Below are 17762 nucleotides of genomic sequence, written 5' to 3'. Positions count from 1 at the left end.
CTCCGGTTCATGGGCTGATATCGGCAACACTACAAATGACTCCGGTGCGGGATTTGCTGTGGTGCGCACAGGATATGGCCGTTCCACGCCCGGATCTCCGGACGATTCGAGCGGAACGAAAAAGGGGCCCTGTTCCACTCCTGGTGGGAGGAGTGGAACAGGGCCCCGGTGCCGGGAGGGCCGGCCGCTACCGCAGGGCCGCCTTGCGGCGCGAGGAGGCGCGCAGCGCCGCGACCAGGGTGAGCAGCAGGGTCACCACCGAGAAGCCGGTGACCACCCACAGGCCGTCGTGGTAGCCGGAGAGCGGGACGGTGCTCTGGTCGCCTCCGGCGTGGTCGGCGGCCATCGTGGCGGTCACCACGGCGAGCACGACGGCCGCGCCGACCTGGTAGCCGGTCTGCAGCACACCGGCCGCCAGGCCCTGTTCGGCGTCGTCCACACCCGTGGTGGCCTGCACGTTGGCGGCGGGGAAGGAGAAGGGGAACGCCACTCCGATGAGCAGGATGCTCGGCAGGATCACCCACAGGTACGAGGACGTCTCGTCGATCCGCAGGAAGAGCAGGTAGGAGGCGGTGTAGGCGACGAAGCCCATGAAGATCATCCACTGGACGCCGAACCGGCCGATGAGCTTGCCGGCGCGCGGTGCGATGGTGGCGATGAGCAGGCCGATGGGCAGGAACGCCAGGGCCATCTCCATCGGCGACCAGCCGCGCAGGGACTGCAGGTACAGGCCTCCGATGAACTGGAAGCTCATGTAGGTGCCGAGGATGGAGGCGGCGACCAGGCTCGCGCCCACCAGGGCGCGGTTGCGCAGCAGCCCGAGGCGGAGCAGGGGCTGCGCCGTGCGGCGCTCGATGACCACGAAGAGCGCCAGGAGGACCAGCGCGGCACCGAAGACCAGCAGGGTGCGCGGTGCGAGCCAGCCCGCGTTGGGCGCCTCGACGATGCTGTAGACGAGGAGCAGCATCGCGGCGGTCACGGTGACGGCGCCGGCGATGTCGAAGGAGCGCTCGGCGCGGTCCGTCCTGACGTCGCGCGGCACCAGCACGAGGGCGCCGGCGAGGGCGAGGACCGCCACGGCGACCGGGAGCAGGAAGGTCCAGCGCCAGCTGATCTCGGTGAGGGCGCCTCCGACGATGACGCCGGTGGAGTAGCCCACGGCGCCGCACGCGGTGTAGATGCCGACGGCCCTGTTGCGCTGGGCCCCGGCCGGGAAGGTGGTGACGATGATGGAGAGGCTGGCCGGCGCGGTGAACGCCGCGCCGATGCCCATCACGAACCGCGCCGCGATCACCACGATGCCCTCGTCGGTCAGGCCGCCGACGAGCGAGCCCAGGGCGAAGACGGCCACGCCGACGAGGAACATGCGCCGCCGGCCCAGGAGGTCGGCCATGCGCCCGCCGAGCAGCAGGAAGCCGCCGAATCCGAGGACGTAGGCGCTCACCACCCACTGCACGGACGCCGTGGACATCCCGAGTTCCGCCTGGATCGGCGGGACGGCGATGCCGACCATGATGTTGTCGAGCGCGTCGAGGAAGAACGCGGCGCAGACGCTCACCAGCAGGCCCCACTGGCGAAATCCCCAGGAGGTGACGGCCGTGGGGTCTTCCTTCTGGTCCGGGGCCGTCGTCTCGACTTGCACTTCTCCGGAAGCTGCCATGAACTGTCCTGATTCCTAGGTGGGTTGGGTGGCTCGACGCGACGCCGGGGTGGTGGGTTCAGCCCTTGAGCCCCAGAGGGAAGGGTGCGTGGGGAGTCCCGCCGAGAAGGTGGGCGCCCGCGGACTGGACGATCTGTTCCTGGGCGAGGATGTGCTGGCACATGGTGTGGAGGTCGCGCATCCAGCGGTCCAGCGGCGAGCTCCGGTAGATGGAGGCGGTGCCGACCAGGTCGGACAGACGCGAGACGACGGTGCGCGCGGTGCGGAAGGCGTTGACCCGCGCGAGCGCGGAGGAGACCTGCTGGTCCGGGGTGGGCGGGGTGCCGGACTCCAGCCGGTCCCACAGGTCCCGGAGCGTGCCGTAGACCGCGTAGCGCGCCGCGGCGAGCTGCATCTCGGACTCCCCGATGGCCGTCTGCACCCGGTAGGTCTGCGCCCAGGGCTCGCCGGTGGCCTTCTCGGTCCGGCCGGCGGCGAGTTCCCGGACGTGGTCGAGGGCCGCGCGGGCGATGCCGAGGGGGACGCCCGACACGTTGCCCAGGAAGGCGTCGGGAGCGGACAGCGGGCCCGTGCCGCGCGGGGTGGTGAAGTCGAACGAGCGCTTCTCCGGCACGAACAGATCGGTCACCTCGTAGTCCCGGCTGCCGCTGCCGGCCAGGCCGGTGGTGTGCCAGGTGTCGATGGTCCCGACCTCCTCCTGGCGGAACAGCATCAGCCGCCAGTTCACCGGCGCGCCGTGCGCACCCGGCTCGGGCTTGCCGTCGCTGTGCACGACGCAGCCGCCGACGACCCAGTCGGCGTGGGTGACGCCGCTGCCGAACGGCCAGCGTCCGGTGACCCGGTAGCCCCCCGGTACGCGGTCGGCGCGGCCGACGGGGAAGATCAGGCCGGCGGTGATGGCGTCGGGCCGGGTGAGCATCTCCTCGACGAGCGACTCGTCGAGGTAACCCGCGTATATCCAGGTGTCCATGCCGATCATGGCGCACCAGCCGGCCGCGGCGTCGCCGTACGAGAGCGCCTCGATGACCTCGGCCTGCTGGGCGAAGGTGAGTTCGGGGCCGCCCCAGGCGCGCGGCATGCCGATGCGGAAGACGCCGGTGCCGCGCAGCAGTTCCACCACGTCCTGGGGCAGGTGCCGGGTGTTGGCGATCTCCTCGGAGCGTTCCCGCAGCAGCGGGGCGGCCGCGCGGGCGCGGTCCAGGATCGTCTGCGGGGTGAGGGGCCCTTCCTCACGCGTGGTGACGGGGGCCGCGGTTTCGGTGGTCGTCATGGCAAGCTCCTCGGGCGTGCTGGTGTGTTCGTCTCGGGGATCCGGGCGGATCGACCGTGGCCGATCGGACGCGGAACGGGGAGGCGGACGGTGCTTTCGCGTCCTCGTTCCGCGCGCCCTCACGCTAGGGACACGGACCGCTGTGCTGTCGCTCGATCGCGCACGTGATCTGGTACGTACGCACATGGCGCGGCACGGTCCGGCGCACGCGGTCGAGCCCTGAAGAGCTAACCTGCGTGTCTGACTGTAGGGGTTAGAAAGCACATCCTGCAACCACTGAAGTGGCCATGAGCGGTTACAGAGGGTTCTCCTGGACGGCCTTCGCGCGCGCCGACTCGAACCGCTCCCGCAGCCCGGCTCGGCGCAGTTTGCCGATCCCGGTCTTCGGAACGTCCTCCTTGAGGACCGGGACCACGTGGTGCACCTCGACACCGATCGTCTCGGCCACCCGGTCGCGGATCCTGCGGCAGGCCTCGGACACCCCGGGACCGCCGCGCTGGTGGAAGAAGACCGCGAGTTCCTCGCTCCGCCCGTCCCGCCCCGTCACGACGGACGCCACGGTGTAGGACGGTGCGACGAAGTCGAGATCCTCGACCCGGGCCTCGATCTCGTGGCCGTGGCAGGCGATCCCGCCCAGCTCGATCACGTCGTCGGCCCGTCCGGTGACCGTCAGGAGGCCGTTCTCGACGTACGCCAGGTCACCGGAGCGGAACCAGCCGTCGGCCGTGAAGGAGCGCCGGTTCTGTTCGGTGTTGCGGTAGTAGCCGGCCGTCACGCTGGCCCCCGTCACCTGGAGGTGACCGGTGACGCCGACGGGCAGGGGCGCGTCGCGTTCGTCGACCACGCGCACGGACGTTCCCGGCTGGGGCCGCCCCACGGGGACGTACCGGTCGTCGCCCGTGCCGCTCGACCCGAACTCGCAGTCGGCCACGCCGGCGGAGGTCTCCGACATCCCCCAGCCCGGGTACATCACGTCCCCCGCGAGTCCGAAGGGGGCCAGCAGTTCGAGGAAGCGGCGGACCGCACCGCCGCGGATCGCCTCCCCGCCGTTCATGACGTAGCGCAGGCGACCGAGGTCGAGGGACAGCCCCCGCAGCCGGTCCGCCTGATCGTTGATGAGGCCGAAGGCGAAGTTGGGGGCCCAGGTGGTGTCCACGCGGTGCCGGTCCATGAGGGTGAGCCACCGCAGCGGGTCCTCCAGGACCCACTCCAGCCGGCCGTGGACCTGGTGGCAGCCCAGATAGGTGTCCCGCGCGTGGAACATGATCAACCCGCCCACGTGGTCCAGCGGCATCCAGTTGAAGCTGCGCGTCGTGGCGTCCAGCCGGTTCGTCCGGACCGTGGCCGCGGTGCGGCTGAGCACGTTGCGGTGGCTGAGCACCACGGCCTTGGGCACCCCGGTGCTGCCGGAGGTGAGCAGCAGGACCGCGGTGTCGTCCGGGTCGGCGCGGTGGTGGTGCGGGTCGGTTGGGTGGTGGTGCGGGTCGGTTGGGTGGTCCGGGTCGGTCGAGTGCTGCGGGCCGGTCGAGTGGTGCGGATCGGCCCGGTGGGAGAGCAGAGAGCTCGCGTCACCGAGCCACGCGGACGCCCACCCCGGGTCCGCCGCCACCTCGGGTGCGATCGGCTGTCCCGTGCCGGTGACGACCTTCGGCCTGCCGTAGCCCTCCCAGACCCGCCGCAACAGCCGGGGAGCCTCCGCCCGTTGGTCCGCGGTGGCGCCCGCGCCCACGGGCATCGGTACGAGACCGCCCAGCACGCAGGCCCAGAAGGCCGTCAGCAGCTCCAGGTCGTCGGCCGCCTGGAGGATCACCGTCTCGCCCGGCGAGGCACCGGCCGCGCGCATCCCGCCCAGGAGGCGCGAGGCGTCCTCCAGCAGCCGGCGGTACGTCCGCGACCGCTCCGTGCCGTCCCGCCCGACCAGGACCAGGCCGCCGTCCGGGCCGGGCGACGCCGCCGCGCGCACCAGGGCCTCGCCGAGCGTCCGCACCTCCGGTTCGACCGCCGGGCCGCCGTCCAGCCGGGCGACGTCCCGGCGCGTGGTGTCCGTGCCCGTCATGCCACACCCTCCCCGGTCCGGGACGCCACGATCACCAGCGGGCCGCGCCCGTGACCGGGAGCCGGCTCCTTGCGGAAGCCGCCGTACTCGGCGGTCACCGTCAGACCGGCGTCCGCCAGGAGCTCGCGCACCTCCGGCCCGGTGAGGACGGACTGGTCGAAGAAGTTGTCGTACAGGGAGACCCGTCCGTCCGCGTCGCGCACCAGCAGCGTCTCCTCGTTGCGCCAGATCGCCGCGTGCGGGTTGAGCGACTGGCGGACCAGCCGGGTGATCAGCACTCCGTCGCCGCGGTGATGGGCCACCGTGTGCTGCTGGTAGCTCTCCACGAAGTTGAGCAGGTGCCCGAACTCCAGAACCACGTGGCCGCCCGGCAGCAGCCGGTCCGCCGCGTTCCGCAGCGTCCGCCGCAGTTGCTCGCGCGGCAGGTAGTTCAGCGTCATGAAGAGGCTGTAGACGAGGTGGAACCGCTCCTGGGAGGTGAAGTCCTCGGCGCGCCCGTGCACGTAGGCGACGCCTTCGCCGCCCGCCCGCTCGGCGTAGTCGACGAAGGAGGCGCTCTGGTCGACCCCCACGCAGGACAGCCCCCGCGCGCCGAGTTCCCGCAGGTTGGTGCCGGTGCCGCAGCCGAGGTCGAGCACCCGGCCGCCGTCCGGCACGTACGAGGCGAGGAAATCCGTCTCGGCGGTGAGATCGCGGAAATCTCGCCGCATCATCTCGTAGTAGCCACCAGGAAATTCAAAACTGGACAACATGCCACCTTCCTTCTCGGACCCGACCGAGGAGCCCGACCGAAGAGCTCGACCGAGGGCCTCGGCCGAGGAGATCAACCGAAGAGCTCAACCGATTCCCTCCGCTTCCGGTACTCCCTGGGGCTCACCCCGTACCGGTCCCGGAAAAGACGACTGAAATGGGATGCCTCATGGAACCCCGATCTCTCTCCGATCAGCGCGATGGAGAGATGATCGAGTCCCGGATCGTTCAATTCGGAACGACAACGGGCCAGCCTTTCGTCCCTGATCCACCGCGCCGGGCTGGTGCCGCGCTCGTGGAATATCTTCTGGAGATAGCGGAGCGACACCTTGTGGAACCGGGCCACCGACATCGGGCTGAGGTCGGGGTCGGCCAGCCGGGCGCGGATGTGGGCCTGGATCGTGATCATCAGGGCGTTCCTGCCGACGTCCGGGTCGGAGGCGACCGAGCGGATGCGTTCCGCGAACAGGGCCGCGGCCAGGCCCGCCACGCTGCCGCCCAGGAGGTCGATGGAGGTCTCGACCTCCTCGCCGTACCGCTCCAGGCCCACGAGCAGGTCCGACATCAGCGCGCCCAGCCCCTGGGACCCGTACCACGCCTTGGCGGTGATCAGCTCGGCCTCTTTGGTGGTGAGGCCGATCAGCCGGTGCGGCAGCAGGAGCGTCACCATGCGGAAGGGTCCCGGTATGACGATCCGGTAGGGGCGGGAGCTGTCGTAACAGACGATCCGGGTGCCGGAGGCCACCGACTCCCGGCCGTCCTGGAAGACCCGCACCTCACCGGAGAGCGGCCGGCACACCCTCACGTACGGTTCGGCCGGGCGCCCGGCCGGACGGCCGGTTCCGATCCACTCGCACGGGCCCCCCTCGACCACGGAGACCTGCACCTGCCCGAACCGCCTGCACAGCGTGGTCCCTTCGAACTCCTCACCACGGCTCCGGATGATCCGCGTACGTCCCCGTGCCATGCCCATCGCCCCAGGACGGGCGATGTCCTGGCGGACACGCGGCATATCAAGACGCTGCATCGACCCCCCTCGAAGGCTGAGGACTCCGGGGATGCCTGCCATCCGCCGGCCCGTCGAGATAGGAACATGCCGACAGGTCGCTTTTCCATACTGATCGGAACCTCCGATGGCGTGTTTGCGCGCCGTCCAGAAGCCGTGCGCGATTCGTCAACCACCGGCCGTAAGACCGCGCTACTCTCACTTCGCGCGACGCCCCGCCATTTACCCGGCGCGGCCCTTCATCCGTTCATTCGATTTCCGAACGGGCCACGAAAGGAGATGCGTCATCCCTTTCCCTCCGGGAAATTCCGTACGGCGGACGCACAGGCCGGATCGCTTTCCGGACGGGCGGCCTTTCGGAGTCGCCGGCGGCAGGACGCCGGAAAGGCCGGAAGGCCGCCTCGGCCGGTGATCCGCCGGCCCCCTCCCCCGGGCGGGAAGGACACGGCGGACGGAGGGAAGCGCGGAGGGGCGGGCGCGAACGGGCCCGGATCACCATGCCGGGACGGAGTGGCGGGACCACCACACCGTCCCGGTGGTACGGGGCGACCCGACACGGCCGCCGGGCACCGTGACCCGGTCGGGGCGGGGGGCCGGCCGGACGCGCGGCACCGCGCCGCGGCCGCAGGCGTTCGCCGTCGCGCGCGTACCGGTCCTCGTCCCGGTCCGGTGGCTCACGGCTCCCGTCGTGCCCTCACCAGGCCCGTCTCGTACGCGGCGATGACCGCCTGGGCCCGGTCGCGCACCCGCAGCTTGGCGAAGAGGGCGGTGATGTGGTTCTTCACGGTGGAGGCGCTCACGCCGAGCCGGTCGGCTATCTCCGTGTTGTCCGAGCCGACGGCGATCAGCCGCCACACCTCCCGCTCCCGCGGCGTGAGGCCCTCGGCCCCGGACGGCACCGGGGGCTCCGTCCGGTGGTCCGGGGCCGTGACGTGCCGGGAGATGAGCCGGGTCAGGAGCCTCGGGGCGAGGATCGCCTCGCCGTCGCGGACCACGCGCAGGGCGGCGACGAGGTCCTCGGGCGAGATGTCCTTGGGCAGGAAGCCGCACGCCCCGGCCCTCAGGGCACCCACGACGTGTTCGTCCATGTCGAAGGTGCTCAGGGCCAGGACCCGGCAGCCGGGCAGCTCGGCGGTGAGCCGTTCGGTGGCCGCGATGCCGTCCAGGACCGGCATGCGGATGTCCATGACGACCACGTCGGGACGGTGCTCGTGGGCGAGGCGGACCGCCTCTGCGCCGTCCGCGGCCTCGGCCACGACCTGGAAACCGGGTTCGGGGGCGAGCATCAGGGCGAGGCCCCGTCGGACGAGCGACTGGTCGTCGGCGATGAGGACCTTCACGGTCGCGCTCACGCGTACGTCTCCCGACGGTCGGTGGGCAGGGGCAGCCGGGCCCGGACGGCGAACCCCCCGCCCTCCGGCCCGGTCCGCAGGGTGCCGCCGTGGAGGGCGACCCGTTCGCGCATCCCCACGAGTCCGTGGCCCGAGCCGCGTGCGACGGGACGGCCGGGACGCGGACCGTCGTCGGTGACGGCGACCCGCACCTCGTGGACGGCGAAGGTGAGCCGCACGTCGACGTGCGCGCCGTCACCCGCGTGCCTGCGGGCGTTGGTGAGGGCCTCCTGGACGATGCGGAAGACGGTGAGCGCGACACCGGGCGGAAGCGACCGGGGGTCGCCGTCGGTGGTGAGGGTGGTGGGAAGGCCCGCCCGGCGGCTGTCCCCGACGATGCGGTCGAGGTCGCCGATGCCGGGCTGCGGTGCGGTCGTCTCGCCCTCGTCGCTCTCGTCGCCGGCCCGTAGGACGTCGAGCAGGTGGCGCATCTCGCGCAGGGCGGTGCGGCCGGAGCCCTCCAGGGTGACGAGTGCCTCGCGGGCCGTCTCCGGGGACCGGTCGAGGTTGGCCCGGGCGCCTCCGGCGAGCAGCTGCATCGTGGTCAGGTGGTGGGCGACGATGTCGTGCAGTTCCCGGGCGATGCGGCGCCGTTCGTCGGAGACGGCCCGTTCGGCGAGCAGTCGCCGCTGGGCCTCGGCGTTGCGCTGCCGGCGGCCGACCACGACGGCGGCGCCGGCCACGAACAGCGCGGACACGACGTTGGGGACGAACTCCATCGGGGAGGGCGCGGGCAGTCCCGGGTGGACGAACTGGAGCACCACGACGCAGCCGGCGACGGCCGCCGCGCCGACCGCGGCCCTGTGGTGGCGTACGGCGGTGTAGAGGGCGACGACGGTGGCCGCCCCGTAGTGCAGGCCCACGGAGCTGAACCAGTTGAGCGACAGGTTCGCCGCGAGGACGCACACGAGGACGCGCAGGGGAGCGCGGCGGCGCGCCAGCAGGAACAGCGAGGCGGCGACCACGACCAGGCACCCGGCCACCGGCACGTGGCCGCGGTCCATCTGGCTGGTGACGGTGAAGCCCACGAGATCGACGGCCGCGGCGCCGACGGCGACGAGGCCGTCGTGCCGGCTCCACAGCCGCAGCCCTCCGCGCCGCTTCCCCGGTCCGGCCTCACCGACCAGCCTCCCGGTCACGTCAGGAAGCGCCCCGGCCCCGCCGACGGACGTCCCGGCCGCGTCGCCCGGAAGCCCGGCACCGGACGCGCCGGACTCACTGGGCACAGCGGGCGCACTGGCCGCGCCCGCCCCGTCCCGGACCCGGCCGGGGCGCGTCTCGTCCGCACGCCGTCCCATCTCCGCCTCCCCCCGCATGCCCACGCTCTCCCCGGGGCCGCCGCGACGGCCCGACGACCCGCGGTTCGTCCGCCGAGTGTCCCATGGTGCCGGTGCGCCGGGGCCGTGGCGTCGGGACCGGGAGGGAGTCGGAGGTGGGAGCGGGCTCCCAGTGGCCGGGCGACGCGGGCCCGTGCTCCCAGCGGGTTTCTCGTCCCCGGCTCCGAGGTGCGGGCCGCGGGCCGCTGATGTGCTGGACGCGTGCCGGGACGACCCGGCACGGGGCGCCGCCCGGACGTCCACGGTCCCGCGGCTCCCCTCACCCGTACCCCTTCCCGGAGGACTCCCGTGATCCGTGCCCTGACCGGTTTCTCGACCCGCAGACCGTGGCGGGTCATCGCCGTGTGGGCGGTGGTCGGCATCTTCGTGACGCTCATGGGGCAGGCTCTCGTCTTCCGCGTGACGCACACCGACAGCGCGGGCTTCCTCCCCCCGGAGTACGACGCGGCCGCGGCACTACGCATCGCCCGGGAGGAGTTCGGCGCGGAGCCCGACGCCGACGCGGTGACGGTGCTGGTGGCACGGCGCGACGGCAGGCCGCTGGAGGAGGCGGACGAGAAGCGCGTGGAGGCCGTGGCGCGTGAACTGAGCGCCACGCGCGTGGAGATGCCGTGGACGGACGAACAGATACGGGGGCTCTCCGAGGACTACTCCCAGGTCCCTCGCGTGGCACCGGTGACGACCGCCCCCGACCGGTCGTTCGCGCTGCTCGGCGCACGGCTGCTCGGCAACTCCACCGACCCCGGCATGCACTCCGTGTACCGGGCCTTCCACGACCGCGCCCGGCAGGAGTTCGGCGCGGCCGGGTTGCGCACGGGGTTCACCGGGGGCCTGGCGGACGTGGTGGACCGCACCGACGCGGAGAGGACCACGCAGACGGTGGTCGGCCTCGTGATGGTCGGACTGATCGTGCTGATCAACGTGCTGGTGTTCCGCAGCGTCCTGGCCGCGTTCGTCCCGTTGTTCGCGGTGTCCGTGGTGAGCGGGGCCGCCGCCGGCACGGTCGTGGGAGCGGCCCTCCTGACCGGTTTCGAACTGGACCCGGGCACCCCGAGCATGATCGGCACCGTGCTGATCGGGATCGGTGTGGACTACTTCCTCTTCCTGCTGTTCCGCTTCCGCGAGGAGCTGCGGCGGCGCCCGGAGGAACACCACCGCCTGGTGGCCGCGGACGTGGCCGGACGGGTGGGCACCGCGGTGACCTCGGCGGCGCTGACGATCGTGGCGGCCTTCGCGACGCTCGGCACGGCGACGTTCGGGCAGTTCCGGGTGCTCGGCCCCTCGGTGGCGGTGTCGGTGCTCGTGATGCTGGTGGCGAGCCTGACCCTGATGCCGGCGCTGCTGGCGGTGACCGGCCGGAGGATGTTCTGGCCCTCGCGGAGCCTCTCGAAGGCCGAGCGGACCGGTCCGGCGGCCCGCACCGGCGAGCTGGTGGCGCGCCGTCCGCTGCTGGTGCTCGTGGCGTCGGTCGCCCTCCTCGGCGCGCTCGCGGCCGGCGTGACGGGCGTCCGCATGGACTTCGGTACCGGTGGCTCGGCGCGCGGGACGGCGGCCGCCGCGACGGCGCGGGAGATCGCCGGCGCCCTGCCACCGGGGGTGTCCGACCCGACGACGGTGTACGTCACCGCCGTCGACGGGCGGACCCTGGACCCCGCCGGCCTCGACGCCCTGCGCCGGGCGCTGTCCGGGGTGGCCGGGGTGGGCCAGGTGGCCGCCCCCGTGTTCGGCACCGACCGCACCGCAGCCCGGCTGGACGCCCACCTGACGGTGGACGCCCGTTCCCAGCGGGCCCGGGACCTCGTGGCGGGCCCGGTGCGCCGGGCCGTACGGGAGGCGACGCCGGCCGGAACGACCGCGCACGTGGGCGGTACCGCGGCCGTGTTCGCCGATGTGGCGACCGCGGTCGACCGGGACCTGCGGACGGTGTTCCCGGTGGCCGCGGCACTGATCGCGCTGATCCTGGTGGTGCTGCTGCGCAGCCTGGCGGCCCCGGTGGTGCTGATGCTCTCGGTCGGGCTGTGCTTCGCGGCGACGTTCGGCGCCTCCGCCCTGGTCTTCCAGCACATCGGCGGCGAGCCGGGGGTGAACTTCGTCCTGCCGCTGGTGCTGTTCCTGTTCGTCGTGGCGCTGGGCACCGACTACAACATCCTCGTCAGCGACCGCCTGCGCGAGGAGATGGCCCGCGGAGGTCCGGTCCGTACCGCCGTGGCCCGCGCGGTACGGCACACGGCGCCGGCCGTCGCCACGGCCGGCGCGGTCCTCGCGGCCTCCTTCGGCAGCCTCGCGGTGAACGCGGACCCCTCCACCCGCCAGCTGGGCTTCGCCACGGCCCTGGGCATCCTCCTGTCCGCCCTCGTCCTGTCGCTCCTGCTCGTCCCGTCGGCCGCCGCGCTGCTGGGGCGGGGGATGTGGTGGCCGGTGCGTGCGGCACGGGACCGGAAGGACACTGCCCGACCGGCGGACTGACCGACGGCCGGGCGGTACGCCGGGCGCCCGGGGCCTGTCCTGCGGATCAGGGCCCGGGACCGGGACCGCGACGCCCGGCACGCCCCCTCGTCGTCCGCGACTCCACCGGCGCCACCTCCCGGTCGTCCGCGACGACGAGCCGCCCAGCAGGCCGCCGCCACGAGTTGTGCCTAACCTGAGAGGAAGAAGCACGTGAGACCGGAGGCCATCATGATCGTTCTCGGGGTCATCCTGCTCGTCATCGGATTCGTGGCCGGTATCTCCATCCTGTGGACCATCGGGATCATCCTCGTCGTCATCGGCGTCGTCCTGTGGGTGCTCGGTGCCGCCGGTCACGCGGTCGGTGGACGTCGTCACTACTGGTAGGAGGACCGGCCGGCAGGGGCGTCCTTCCCTTCGACGCGGCCTCGCCGCCGATACCGGCGCCAGAGCTCCTCCGGGCACCGTCGTGTCCGGATCTGACAGAACATGGTCATTGCGGCCCTCGGGACGGGGCGGAATGATCGGCGCATGCTCCCACCGCACAGAGTCGTCGTCGCGGCCTTCCCCGGCGTCGAACTGCTCAACGTCACGGGCCCGGCCGAGGTGTTCTCGATGGCCACCCGGGTCGCCGGCTCCGGCCGGCCCGGCTACACGGTCCGTGTCGCGACGGCCGGGGGCGAGCCAGTGGCCACCTCCGGCGGGATCCGGCTGATGGCCGACCTGACGCTGGACGAGGTGGACGGCGACGTGGACACCCTGCTCGTGTCGGGTGCCGTCCGCGTGCGCGACCACGAGGTGGAGCCGGTGCTCGACCGCGGGATCGTCGAGTGGCTCCGCGAGGTGGCCCCCGGAACCCCCCGGCTCGGTTCCGTCTGCTCGGGCGCGCACCTGCTGGCGGCGGCGGGACTCCTGGACGGCCGCTCCGTCACGACCCACTGGCGGACGGCCGCGCGGCTGGCCGCCGATCATCCGCTCGTCACCGTCGACCCGGACCCGATCTTCATCCGGGAGGGCCGGCTGTGGACCTGTGCCGGCATCGCGTCGGGAATGGACATGGCACTGGCCATGGTCACCGAGGACCACGGGCCCGAACTCGCGCTCGCCACCGCCCGGACGATGGTCATGTACGTCAAACGGGCGGGCGGACAGAGCCAGTTCAGCGTCCCGCTCACGCCCCCCGCGGCGCCCGGCGACCGGCTGGACGACCTGCGCGTGTGGATCGGCGAGCACCTCACCGAGGACCTGTCCGCCGAGGCCCTGGCGACCCGGCTGCACCTGAGCGCGCGTCACTTCTCGCGGCTGTTCCGGCGGCGTACCGGCACCACCCCGGCCGCCTACGTCGAGTCCGCCCGCCTGGAGGCCGCCCGCCGGCTGCTCCAGGACAGCACCCACGGCCTGCCCGAGATCGCCGCCCTCAGCGGCCTCGGCTCCGTGGAGAGCCTGCACCGTTCCTTCCGGCGCCGTCTCGGCACCACCCCCGCCGAGTACCGGCGCCGTTTCCGCTGAGCCCCCGCCCACTCCCCCAGCCGCCCGCGGACCACCGCGCGGCGGAAGACAGTCGTGCCCGAGGAGAACCGTGTCCCGCACCAAGGTCGTCCCCATCCCGGTCATGGACCGCCACACCGTCAACGCGTACCTGCTGCTGGGCCGCCGGCCCGTCATCGTGGACGCGGGAACGCCCGGCAGCGGCCGGAAGATCTACGAGCAGGTCCGCGCCCACGGCGTGGACCCCGCCGACGTGTCGCTGATCGTCATCACGCACGGTCACATCGACCACTTCGGCTCCGCAGCCGAACTGCACCGCCTGACCGGGGCGCCCATAGCGGGACACGTCGCCGATCTCGGCCCCTTCCGCACCGGCCGGGCCCGCGAGCCGTATCTGCCCACCGGGCCGATGGGCCGCCTCATGGCCGGGCACAGGAGCCTGCACCTCGAGGTCCCCCCGTTCGAACCCGACGTGATCGTGACCGGCGAGACCGACCTGGAGGACTTCGGGATCTCGGCGCGCATCATGCCCACCCCCGGACACACCGCCGGATCGATCTCCGTCCTCACCGACCGGGGAGACCTCGTCGCCGGCGACCTGATCGCCAACTCCTTCTTCGGTCTCGTGCGGGGCCGCCCCGCCAATCCTCCCTTCCACGACGATCCGCTGGGCAACCTCGCCAGCCTGCGCAGGATGCTCGCCCTGAACCCCACCGGCCTCCACGTCGGCCACGGCACCCCGCTGGAACCCGACCGGGTCCGGCGCTGGGCCGACCGGGAGCACCGGCGGCTGTCCCGGCTCCAAGCGGCGGGACGGCTCCCCGTCCGTACGGAGAACGGCGTGCCCCGGTAGGGGGATCGCACCCGGGGGCCGGTCGTCGGAGCCGTCGCCCGGCAGAACCGGGTGCCGACAGCACGCACCACGGCCGGTAAAGTGCTGATACGACACGGTGTACCATTCGGCCGCACCAGCAGAGGCGGAGGGGGACCATGCACGGCGCATCCACCACCGCGGGCCCGCGGACGGCGGCGGACAAGCACGCGAGCGTGGTGTTCTCCACCGACGCCGAGTGGACCGACCACCTGGTCTCCTTCGTCCGCGCGGGACTGCGGCACGGCGAACAGGTGCAGTACTTCGCGGACGGCACGGCGCCCGAGCTCGTGACGCGCGCGCTCATCCGGCACGGCGTCGACGCCGTCTCCGCCGTGCGGCGCGGCCAGCTTGTGGTGACGACCGCGGCCGAGACCTATCTGGCGAGGCCGTGTTTCGACCCCGACGCGATGGTCGGGCTGTGGCACGAGGCCGTCGCGTCGGCCGAGGCGCACGGATACACGGGACTGCGGGCCATCGGCGAGATGTCCTGGGGAGCCCGCGACGTGGCGGGCGCCGAGCGCCTGCTCGAGTACGAGCTGCGCATCCACCACGAGGTCTTCGACCCCCTCCCCCTGACGGCGTGGTGTTTCTACGACCGGCGCCTGCTGCCCCAGGACGTACTCGACGTGCTGGTGGGAGCACACCTGACGCGGCGGGGCACTCCCGACCCGTCCCCCCGCACGCCCGCCCTGCGGGTCGCTCCCCTGGCCGACCGCCCCGGCCTGCGGCTGGAGGGGACGGCCGGGTACGAGAGCCGTCGTGTCACCGCCTCCGCGGCCGCCGCCGTGTCCGGTTCCCCGGCGGAACGGATGACCTTGGACCTCACGCGTCTCGATCACCTCGACGTCGCGGCACTGGCCGACATCGCCCGTGCGGCGGTACGAAGGCCGAGCCCGGCGCCGGTCCGGATCGTCGGAGCGCCGCCCTCGCTGACCCGCATGCTGGAACTCTTCCCCGAACTGAACCGAGGTCTGGAGGTGGCCGGCCGGTGACGACGTTCACACGGCCGCCGTCCGACCCGGACCACATCACGGCCTTCGAGCACCCCGCCCTCTTCTACACCACGCGGGAGGACTACCTGAGCGGCGTCGGCGGAGCCGTCCGTGCCGCCGCCGACCAGGGCCGTCCGGTCCTGGTCGGCGTGCCCGGCGAGCGCCTGGACCTGCTCCGGGACGCCCTGGGAACCGATCGGCCGGACATCGTCTGGACCGACATGCGACAGGCAGGCCGCAACCCCGGGCGGATCCTGTCGATGCTCCAGGACTTCGCCGCCCGCGGAGCCACCGGGCGTCCGTTCATCGTGGGCGAGCCGATCTGGGTGGGGCGCACCCCCGCGGAGGCCGGGGAGGCCACCCGTCACGAGGCGCTGATCAACCTCGCCTTCGCCCGTCTCGAAGCGACCATCCTGTGTCCCTACGAGACCGCGCTGCCCGAGCAGGTGCTGGCCCAGGCTCGCCGGACCCACCCCGTCCTCGTGGGCTCCGACGGCCACCGGCCCAGTCCCGCGCACGCGGACCCGCACGAGGTCTGCCGGGACTGCGACACCCCGCTGCCCGAACCCCGAGACCCCGTCGTCCTGCACTTCGGCGAGCGGGAACTCCCCGACGCGCGGGACGCCGCGGGGCGCTGGGCCGAAGCGGGGGGCATGTCGCCGCACCGTCGCACCGACTGGGTACTGGCCGTCAGCGAGGCGGTCACCAACTCGGTGCGTCACGGCGGCGGAAAGGGCACTCTGCGGCTGTGGCGCGCGGAGAACACCCTGGTCGCCGAAGTCCGTGACCACGGCCGCATGACCGACCCCCTCATCGGCCGGCGCCGCCCCGACCCCTCCGCCGCCACGGGCGGCCGGGGCGTGTGGATGATCCACCAGCTCTGCGACCTGGTGGAGACGCGCGCCTTCCCCTCCGGTCTGGTCGTACGCCTGCACATGACGGTCGACTGACCACGGCCGCCGGGGCTCCCCCAGCCGGACCACGCAGGGCGACGCCGCGCTCACGATCGAGTCGGCCGGCACCACGCAGCCACGCCCGTGGACCGTGGCCGTGCCCTCGTACCCGGTGCCGTCCTCGGCGGCCACCCAGGAGAGGTACGGCTCGTCCCGATGCGTACGGTCCTGGCGGGCCCTGAAGCGAACCCTCGGGGAAGACTTCCTTCCGGGCCTCGCCGAGCCGAGCCCGGCGAGGCCCAGCCCTCAGACATGCGGTTCCCCGGCCGGTGCGGAGAACAGGGAAGCGGCCGGTTCGTCGTCGTGGCGCGTCAAGGGACCTCTCAGAAAGCGGAATCGCTTCACGTGCCGGGCGGTCCCGTGATCCCGGCCGCTCTGGATCATCCCAGGAAGCTCAGCCGCACCTGACGGTTCGGGTTGTCCTTGTTCGTGTCCACCAGGCACACCGACTGCCAAGTCCCCAGGACCAGTTCGCCGTCGACGACCGGGAGGGTCGCGTGCGGGGGGACGAGGGCCGGCAGGACGTGGTCGCGGCCGTGGCCCCGGCTTCCGTGGCGGTGCTGCCAGCGTTCGTCGGCGGGGAGGAGGTGGTGGAGGGCCGAGAGGAGGTCGTCGTCGCTGCCCGCACCCGTTTCGATCAGGGCGATCCCGGTGGTCGCGTGGGGCGCGAAGACGTTGAGGAGTCCGCTCCGGCCCTGCGCCACCTCCGCCAGGAAGGACGCGCACTCCCGGGTCAGGTCGCGGACCGTCTCCGACGATCCGGTGGTGACGTCCAGGGTGCGGGTTTCGAATCCGTGGCTCATGGCTCCATGGTGGCCGACCGGGCCGTTCCCTCAAACTCTCCACGCGGGTGGGCGGATTAGGACGGGGGTGGCCGCGTACGCGCCCCGGGGCGGTTCCCGGTCGTACGGGCGGTCGTCCGGCGATTCGGGTCCCGATCCCGAGGGGGCCGCGCGACGGGCGGGTCGGGGCGCGCCCGTCGCCTTGTTCTTTCTCGTGGTCCGGTGCGGTGGTGCGGCAGGAGACACGGCATGCGGGTGGTTCTCCTCGCGGCTCGGAGGGGGAGGGCGGGTGCGAAGAGCGGAACGTGCCCGGAGACAAGACTTGAACCAGTGGGAGCGCTCCCACTGTGCAGCCGGGGCGCGATGGCGTCAAGGTGCGCGAGGAGTTGAAGACGGACGGCGAGGAATTTGCTCAACTCCTCTTTTGCTTGGCGCCTGTTGGCGCTACGGTCTGCCCGACCAGTGGGAGCGGTTCCATCCAGTCGGCACACCGTCAGAGGGGTGTGCCCTCACGGTGAGGACTCGCTCATGCGACAGCCCGTGCGCTTCTCACGCTCTTTGCGCTCCTCGCCCCTCCCCTGTCCGTTCACGCCACGCGGGCGGAGGGGCTTCGCCCGCGTGGCGGACATCGCGTACTCCGACGGCCTGCGCCGGTGACTCGCGTACGTCCCCGGGAGCCCGGCGGAGCAGCCTTCCGCCGTCCCGGGCCGGCCCCATGACGCCCGGAGCCCCGGGGTCGCCGTTCCGGGTCCGTCCCG

The 17762-nt window shown here is 72.7% G+C and carries 14 protein-coding genes; 6 read left to right on the top strand and 8 right to left on the bottom strand.

Translation table 11 applies throughout. From position 1 onward, the window contains the following. Window positions 1-187: 187 nt before the first annotated feature. From ACFY7E_RS11755 to ACFY7E_RS11725, 7 genes are all read right to left on the bottom strand, one after another. Window positions 188-1660: an MFS transporter gene (locus ACFY7E_RS11755; RefSeq protein ID WP_389483463.1), complete on the bottom strand. Its 1473-nt coding sequence runs from the start codon at window positions 1658-1660 to the stop codon at window positions 188-190. Window positions 1661-1718: 58 nt separating this feature from the next. Beyond that, window positions 1719-2930, bottom strand: coding sequence for an acyl-CoA dehydrogenase family protein (locus tag ACFY7E_RS11750; RefSeq protein WP_389483461.1), 1212 nt, complete (start codon window positions 2928-2930; stop codon window positions 1719-1721). A gap of 295 nt (window positions 2931-3225) precedes the next feature. Beyond that, window positions 3226-4986 carry an AMP-binding protein gene (locus ACFY7E_RS11745; protein WP_389483459.1) on the bottom strand — a complete coding sequence of 587 codons (1761 nt, stop codon included), beginning with the start codon at window positions 4984-4986 and terminating at the stop codon, window positions 3226-3228. Continuing rightward, window positions 4983-5738: a class I SAM-dependent methyltransferase gene (locus tag ACFY7E_RS11740; protein ID WP_389483457.1), complete on the bottom strand. Its 756-nt coding sequence runs from the start codon at window positions 5736-5738 to the stop codon at window positions 4983-4985. The genes ACFY7E_RS11745 and ACFY7E_RS11740 overlap by 4 nt, the downstream gene beginning before the upstream one ends. A 71-nt stretch (window positions 5739-5809) precedes the next feature. Beyond that, the gene (locus ACFY7E_RS11735) at window positions 5810-6703 is read right to left on the bottom strand and encodes a helix-turn-helix domain-containing protein (protein ID WP_389483455.1); all 894 of its coding nucleotides are present in this window, start codon (window positions 6701-6703) and stop codon (window positions 5810-5812) included. A 713-nt stretch (window positions 6704-7416) separates the two neighbouring features. Beyond that, complete coding sequence (locus tag ACFY7E_RS11730; RefSeq protein ID WP_389483453.1) at window positions 7417-8094, bottom strand: response regulator; 678 nt, start codon at window positions 8092-8094, stop codon at window positions 7417-7419. Continuing rightward, window positions 8091-9431 carry a sensor histidine kinase gene (locus tag ACFY7E_RS11725; RefSeq protein WP_389483451.1) on the bottom strand — a complete coding sequence of 447 codons (1341 nt, stop codon included), beginning with the start codon at window positions 9429-9431 and terminating at the stop codon, window positions 8091-8093. The genes ACFY7E_RS11730 and ACFY7E_RS11725 overlap by 4 nt, the downstream gene beginning before the upstream one ends. Before the next feature lie 327 nt (window positions 9432-9758). Between ACFY7E_RS11725 and ACFY7E_RS11720 the strand changes: the two genes are divergently transcribed. The 6 genes from ACFY7E_RS11720 (at window position 9759) to ACFY7E_RS11695 (ending at window position 16219) form a co-directional block, all read left to right on the top strand. Then, on the top strand, window positions 9759-11936 hold the full coding sequence (locus ACFY7E_RS11720; RefSeq protein WP_389483449.1) for an MMPL family transporter: 2178 nt from the start codon (window positions 9759-9761) through the stop codon (window positions 11934-11936). A gap of 210 nt (window positions 11937-12146) precedes the next feature. Then, the gene (locus ACFY7E_RS11715; RefSeq protein WP_383434070.1) at window positions 12147-12302 is read left to right on the top strand and encodes a DUF6131 family protein; all 156 of its coding nucleotides are present in this window, start codon (window positions 12147-12149) and stop codon (window positions 12300-12302) included. Between the two features lie 144 nt (window positions 12303-12446). Further along, window positions 12447-13424 carry a GlxA family transcriptional regulator gene (locus tag ACFY7E_RS11710; RefSeq protein WP_389483447.1) on the top strand — a complete coding sequence of 326 codons (978 nt, stop codon included), beginning with the start codon at window positions 12447-12449 and terminating at the stop codon, window positions 13422-13424. Between the two features lie 70 nt (window positions 13425-13494). Further along, window positions 13495-14256 carry an MBL fold metallo-hydrolase gene (locus tag ACFY7E_RS11705; protein ID WP_389483445.1) on the top strand — a complete coding sequence of 254 codons (762 nt, stop codon included), beginning with the start codon at window positions 13495-13497 and terminating at the stop codon, window positions 14254-14256. 137 nt (window positions 14257-14393) lie between these two features. Beyond that, window positions 14394-15269, top strand: a complete 876-nt coding sequence (locus ACFY7E_RS11700) for an MEDS domain-containing protein (RefSeq protein WP_389483443.1) — start codon at window positions 14394-14396, stop codon at window positions 15267-15269. Then, the gene (locus ACFY7E_RS11695; RefSeq protein WP_389483441.1) at window positions 15266-16219 is read left to right on the top strand and encodes an anti-sigma factor RsbA family regulatory protein; all 954 of its coding nucleotides are present in this window, start codon (window positions 15266-15268) and stop codon (window positions 16217-16219) included. The genes ACFY7E_RS11700 and ACFY7E_RS11695 overlap by 4 nt, the downstream gene beginning before the upstream one ends. Before the next feature lie 383 nt (window positions 16220-16602). Here the strand turns inward: ACFY7E_RS11695 and ACFY7E_RS11690 are convergent, their stop codons facing one another. Continuing rightward, a complete protein-coding gene (locus tag ACFY7E_RS11690; RefSeq protein WP_389483439.1) occupies window positions 16603-17025 on the bottom strand; it encodes a secondary thiamine-phosphate synthase enzyme YjbQ in 423 nt (140 codons plus the stop codon). Window positions 17026-17762: the final 737 nt, after the last annotated feature.

It is taken from the genome of Streptomyces sp. NPDC012825, assembly GCF_042900925.1.
GTDB lineage: Bacteria > Actinomycetota > Actinomycetes > Streptomycetales > Streptomycetaceae > Streptomyces.
Note: the sequence above shows the minus strand (reverse complement) of the source record. Positions and strands in the feature narration are given on the sequence as shown.

What these genes read in the sequence shown, in the direction of transcription:
- ACFY7E_RS11690 (WP_389483439.1), bottom strand. Translation starts at nt 17,025, where the DNA reads ATGAGCCACGGATTCGAAACCCGCACCCTGGACGTCACCACCGGATCG.
- ACFY7E_RS11745 (WP_389483459.1), bottom strand. Translation starts at nt 4,986, where the DNA reads ATGACGGGCACGGACACCACGCGCCGGGACGTCGCCCGGCTGGACGGC.
- ACFY7E_RS11735 (WP_389483455.1), bottom strand. Translation starts at nt 6,703, where the DNA reads ATGGCACGGGGACGTACGCGGATCATCCGGAGCCGTGGTGAGGAGTTC.
- ACFY7E_RS11725 (WP_389483451.1), bottom strand. Translation starts at nt 9,431, where the DNA reads ATGGGACGGCGTGCGGACGAGACGCGCCCCGGCCGGGTCCGGGACGGG.
- ACFY7E_RS11750 (WP_389483461.1), bottom strand. Translation starts at nt 2,930, where the DNA reads ATGACGACCACCGAAACCGCGGCCCCCGTCACCACGCGTGAGGAAGGG.
- ACFY7E_RS11715 (WP_383434070.1), top strand. Translation starts at nt 12,147, where the DNA reads ATGATCGTTCTCGGGGTCATCCTGCTCGTCATCGGATTCGTGGCCGGT.
- ACFY7E_RS11755 (WP_389483463.1), bottom strand. Translation starts at nt 1,660, where the DNA reads ATGGCAGCTTCCGGAGAAGTGCAAGTCGAGACGACGGCCCCGGACCAG.
- ACFY7E_RS11700 (WP_389483443.1), top strand. Translation starts at nt 14,394, where the DNA reads ATGCACGGCGCATCCACCACCGCGGGCCCGCGGACGGCGGCGGACAAG.
- ACFY7E_RS11710 (WP_389483447.1), top strand. Translation starts at nt 12,447, where the DNA reads ATGCTCCCACCGCACAGAGTCGTCGTCGCGGCCTTCCCCGGCGTCGAA.
- ACFY7E_RS11740 (WP_389483457.1), bottom strand. Translation starts at nt 5,738, where the DNA reads ATGTTGTCCAGTTTTGAATTTCCTGGTGGCTACTACGAGATGATGCGG.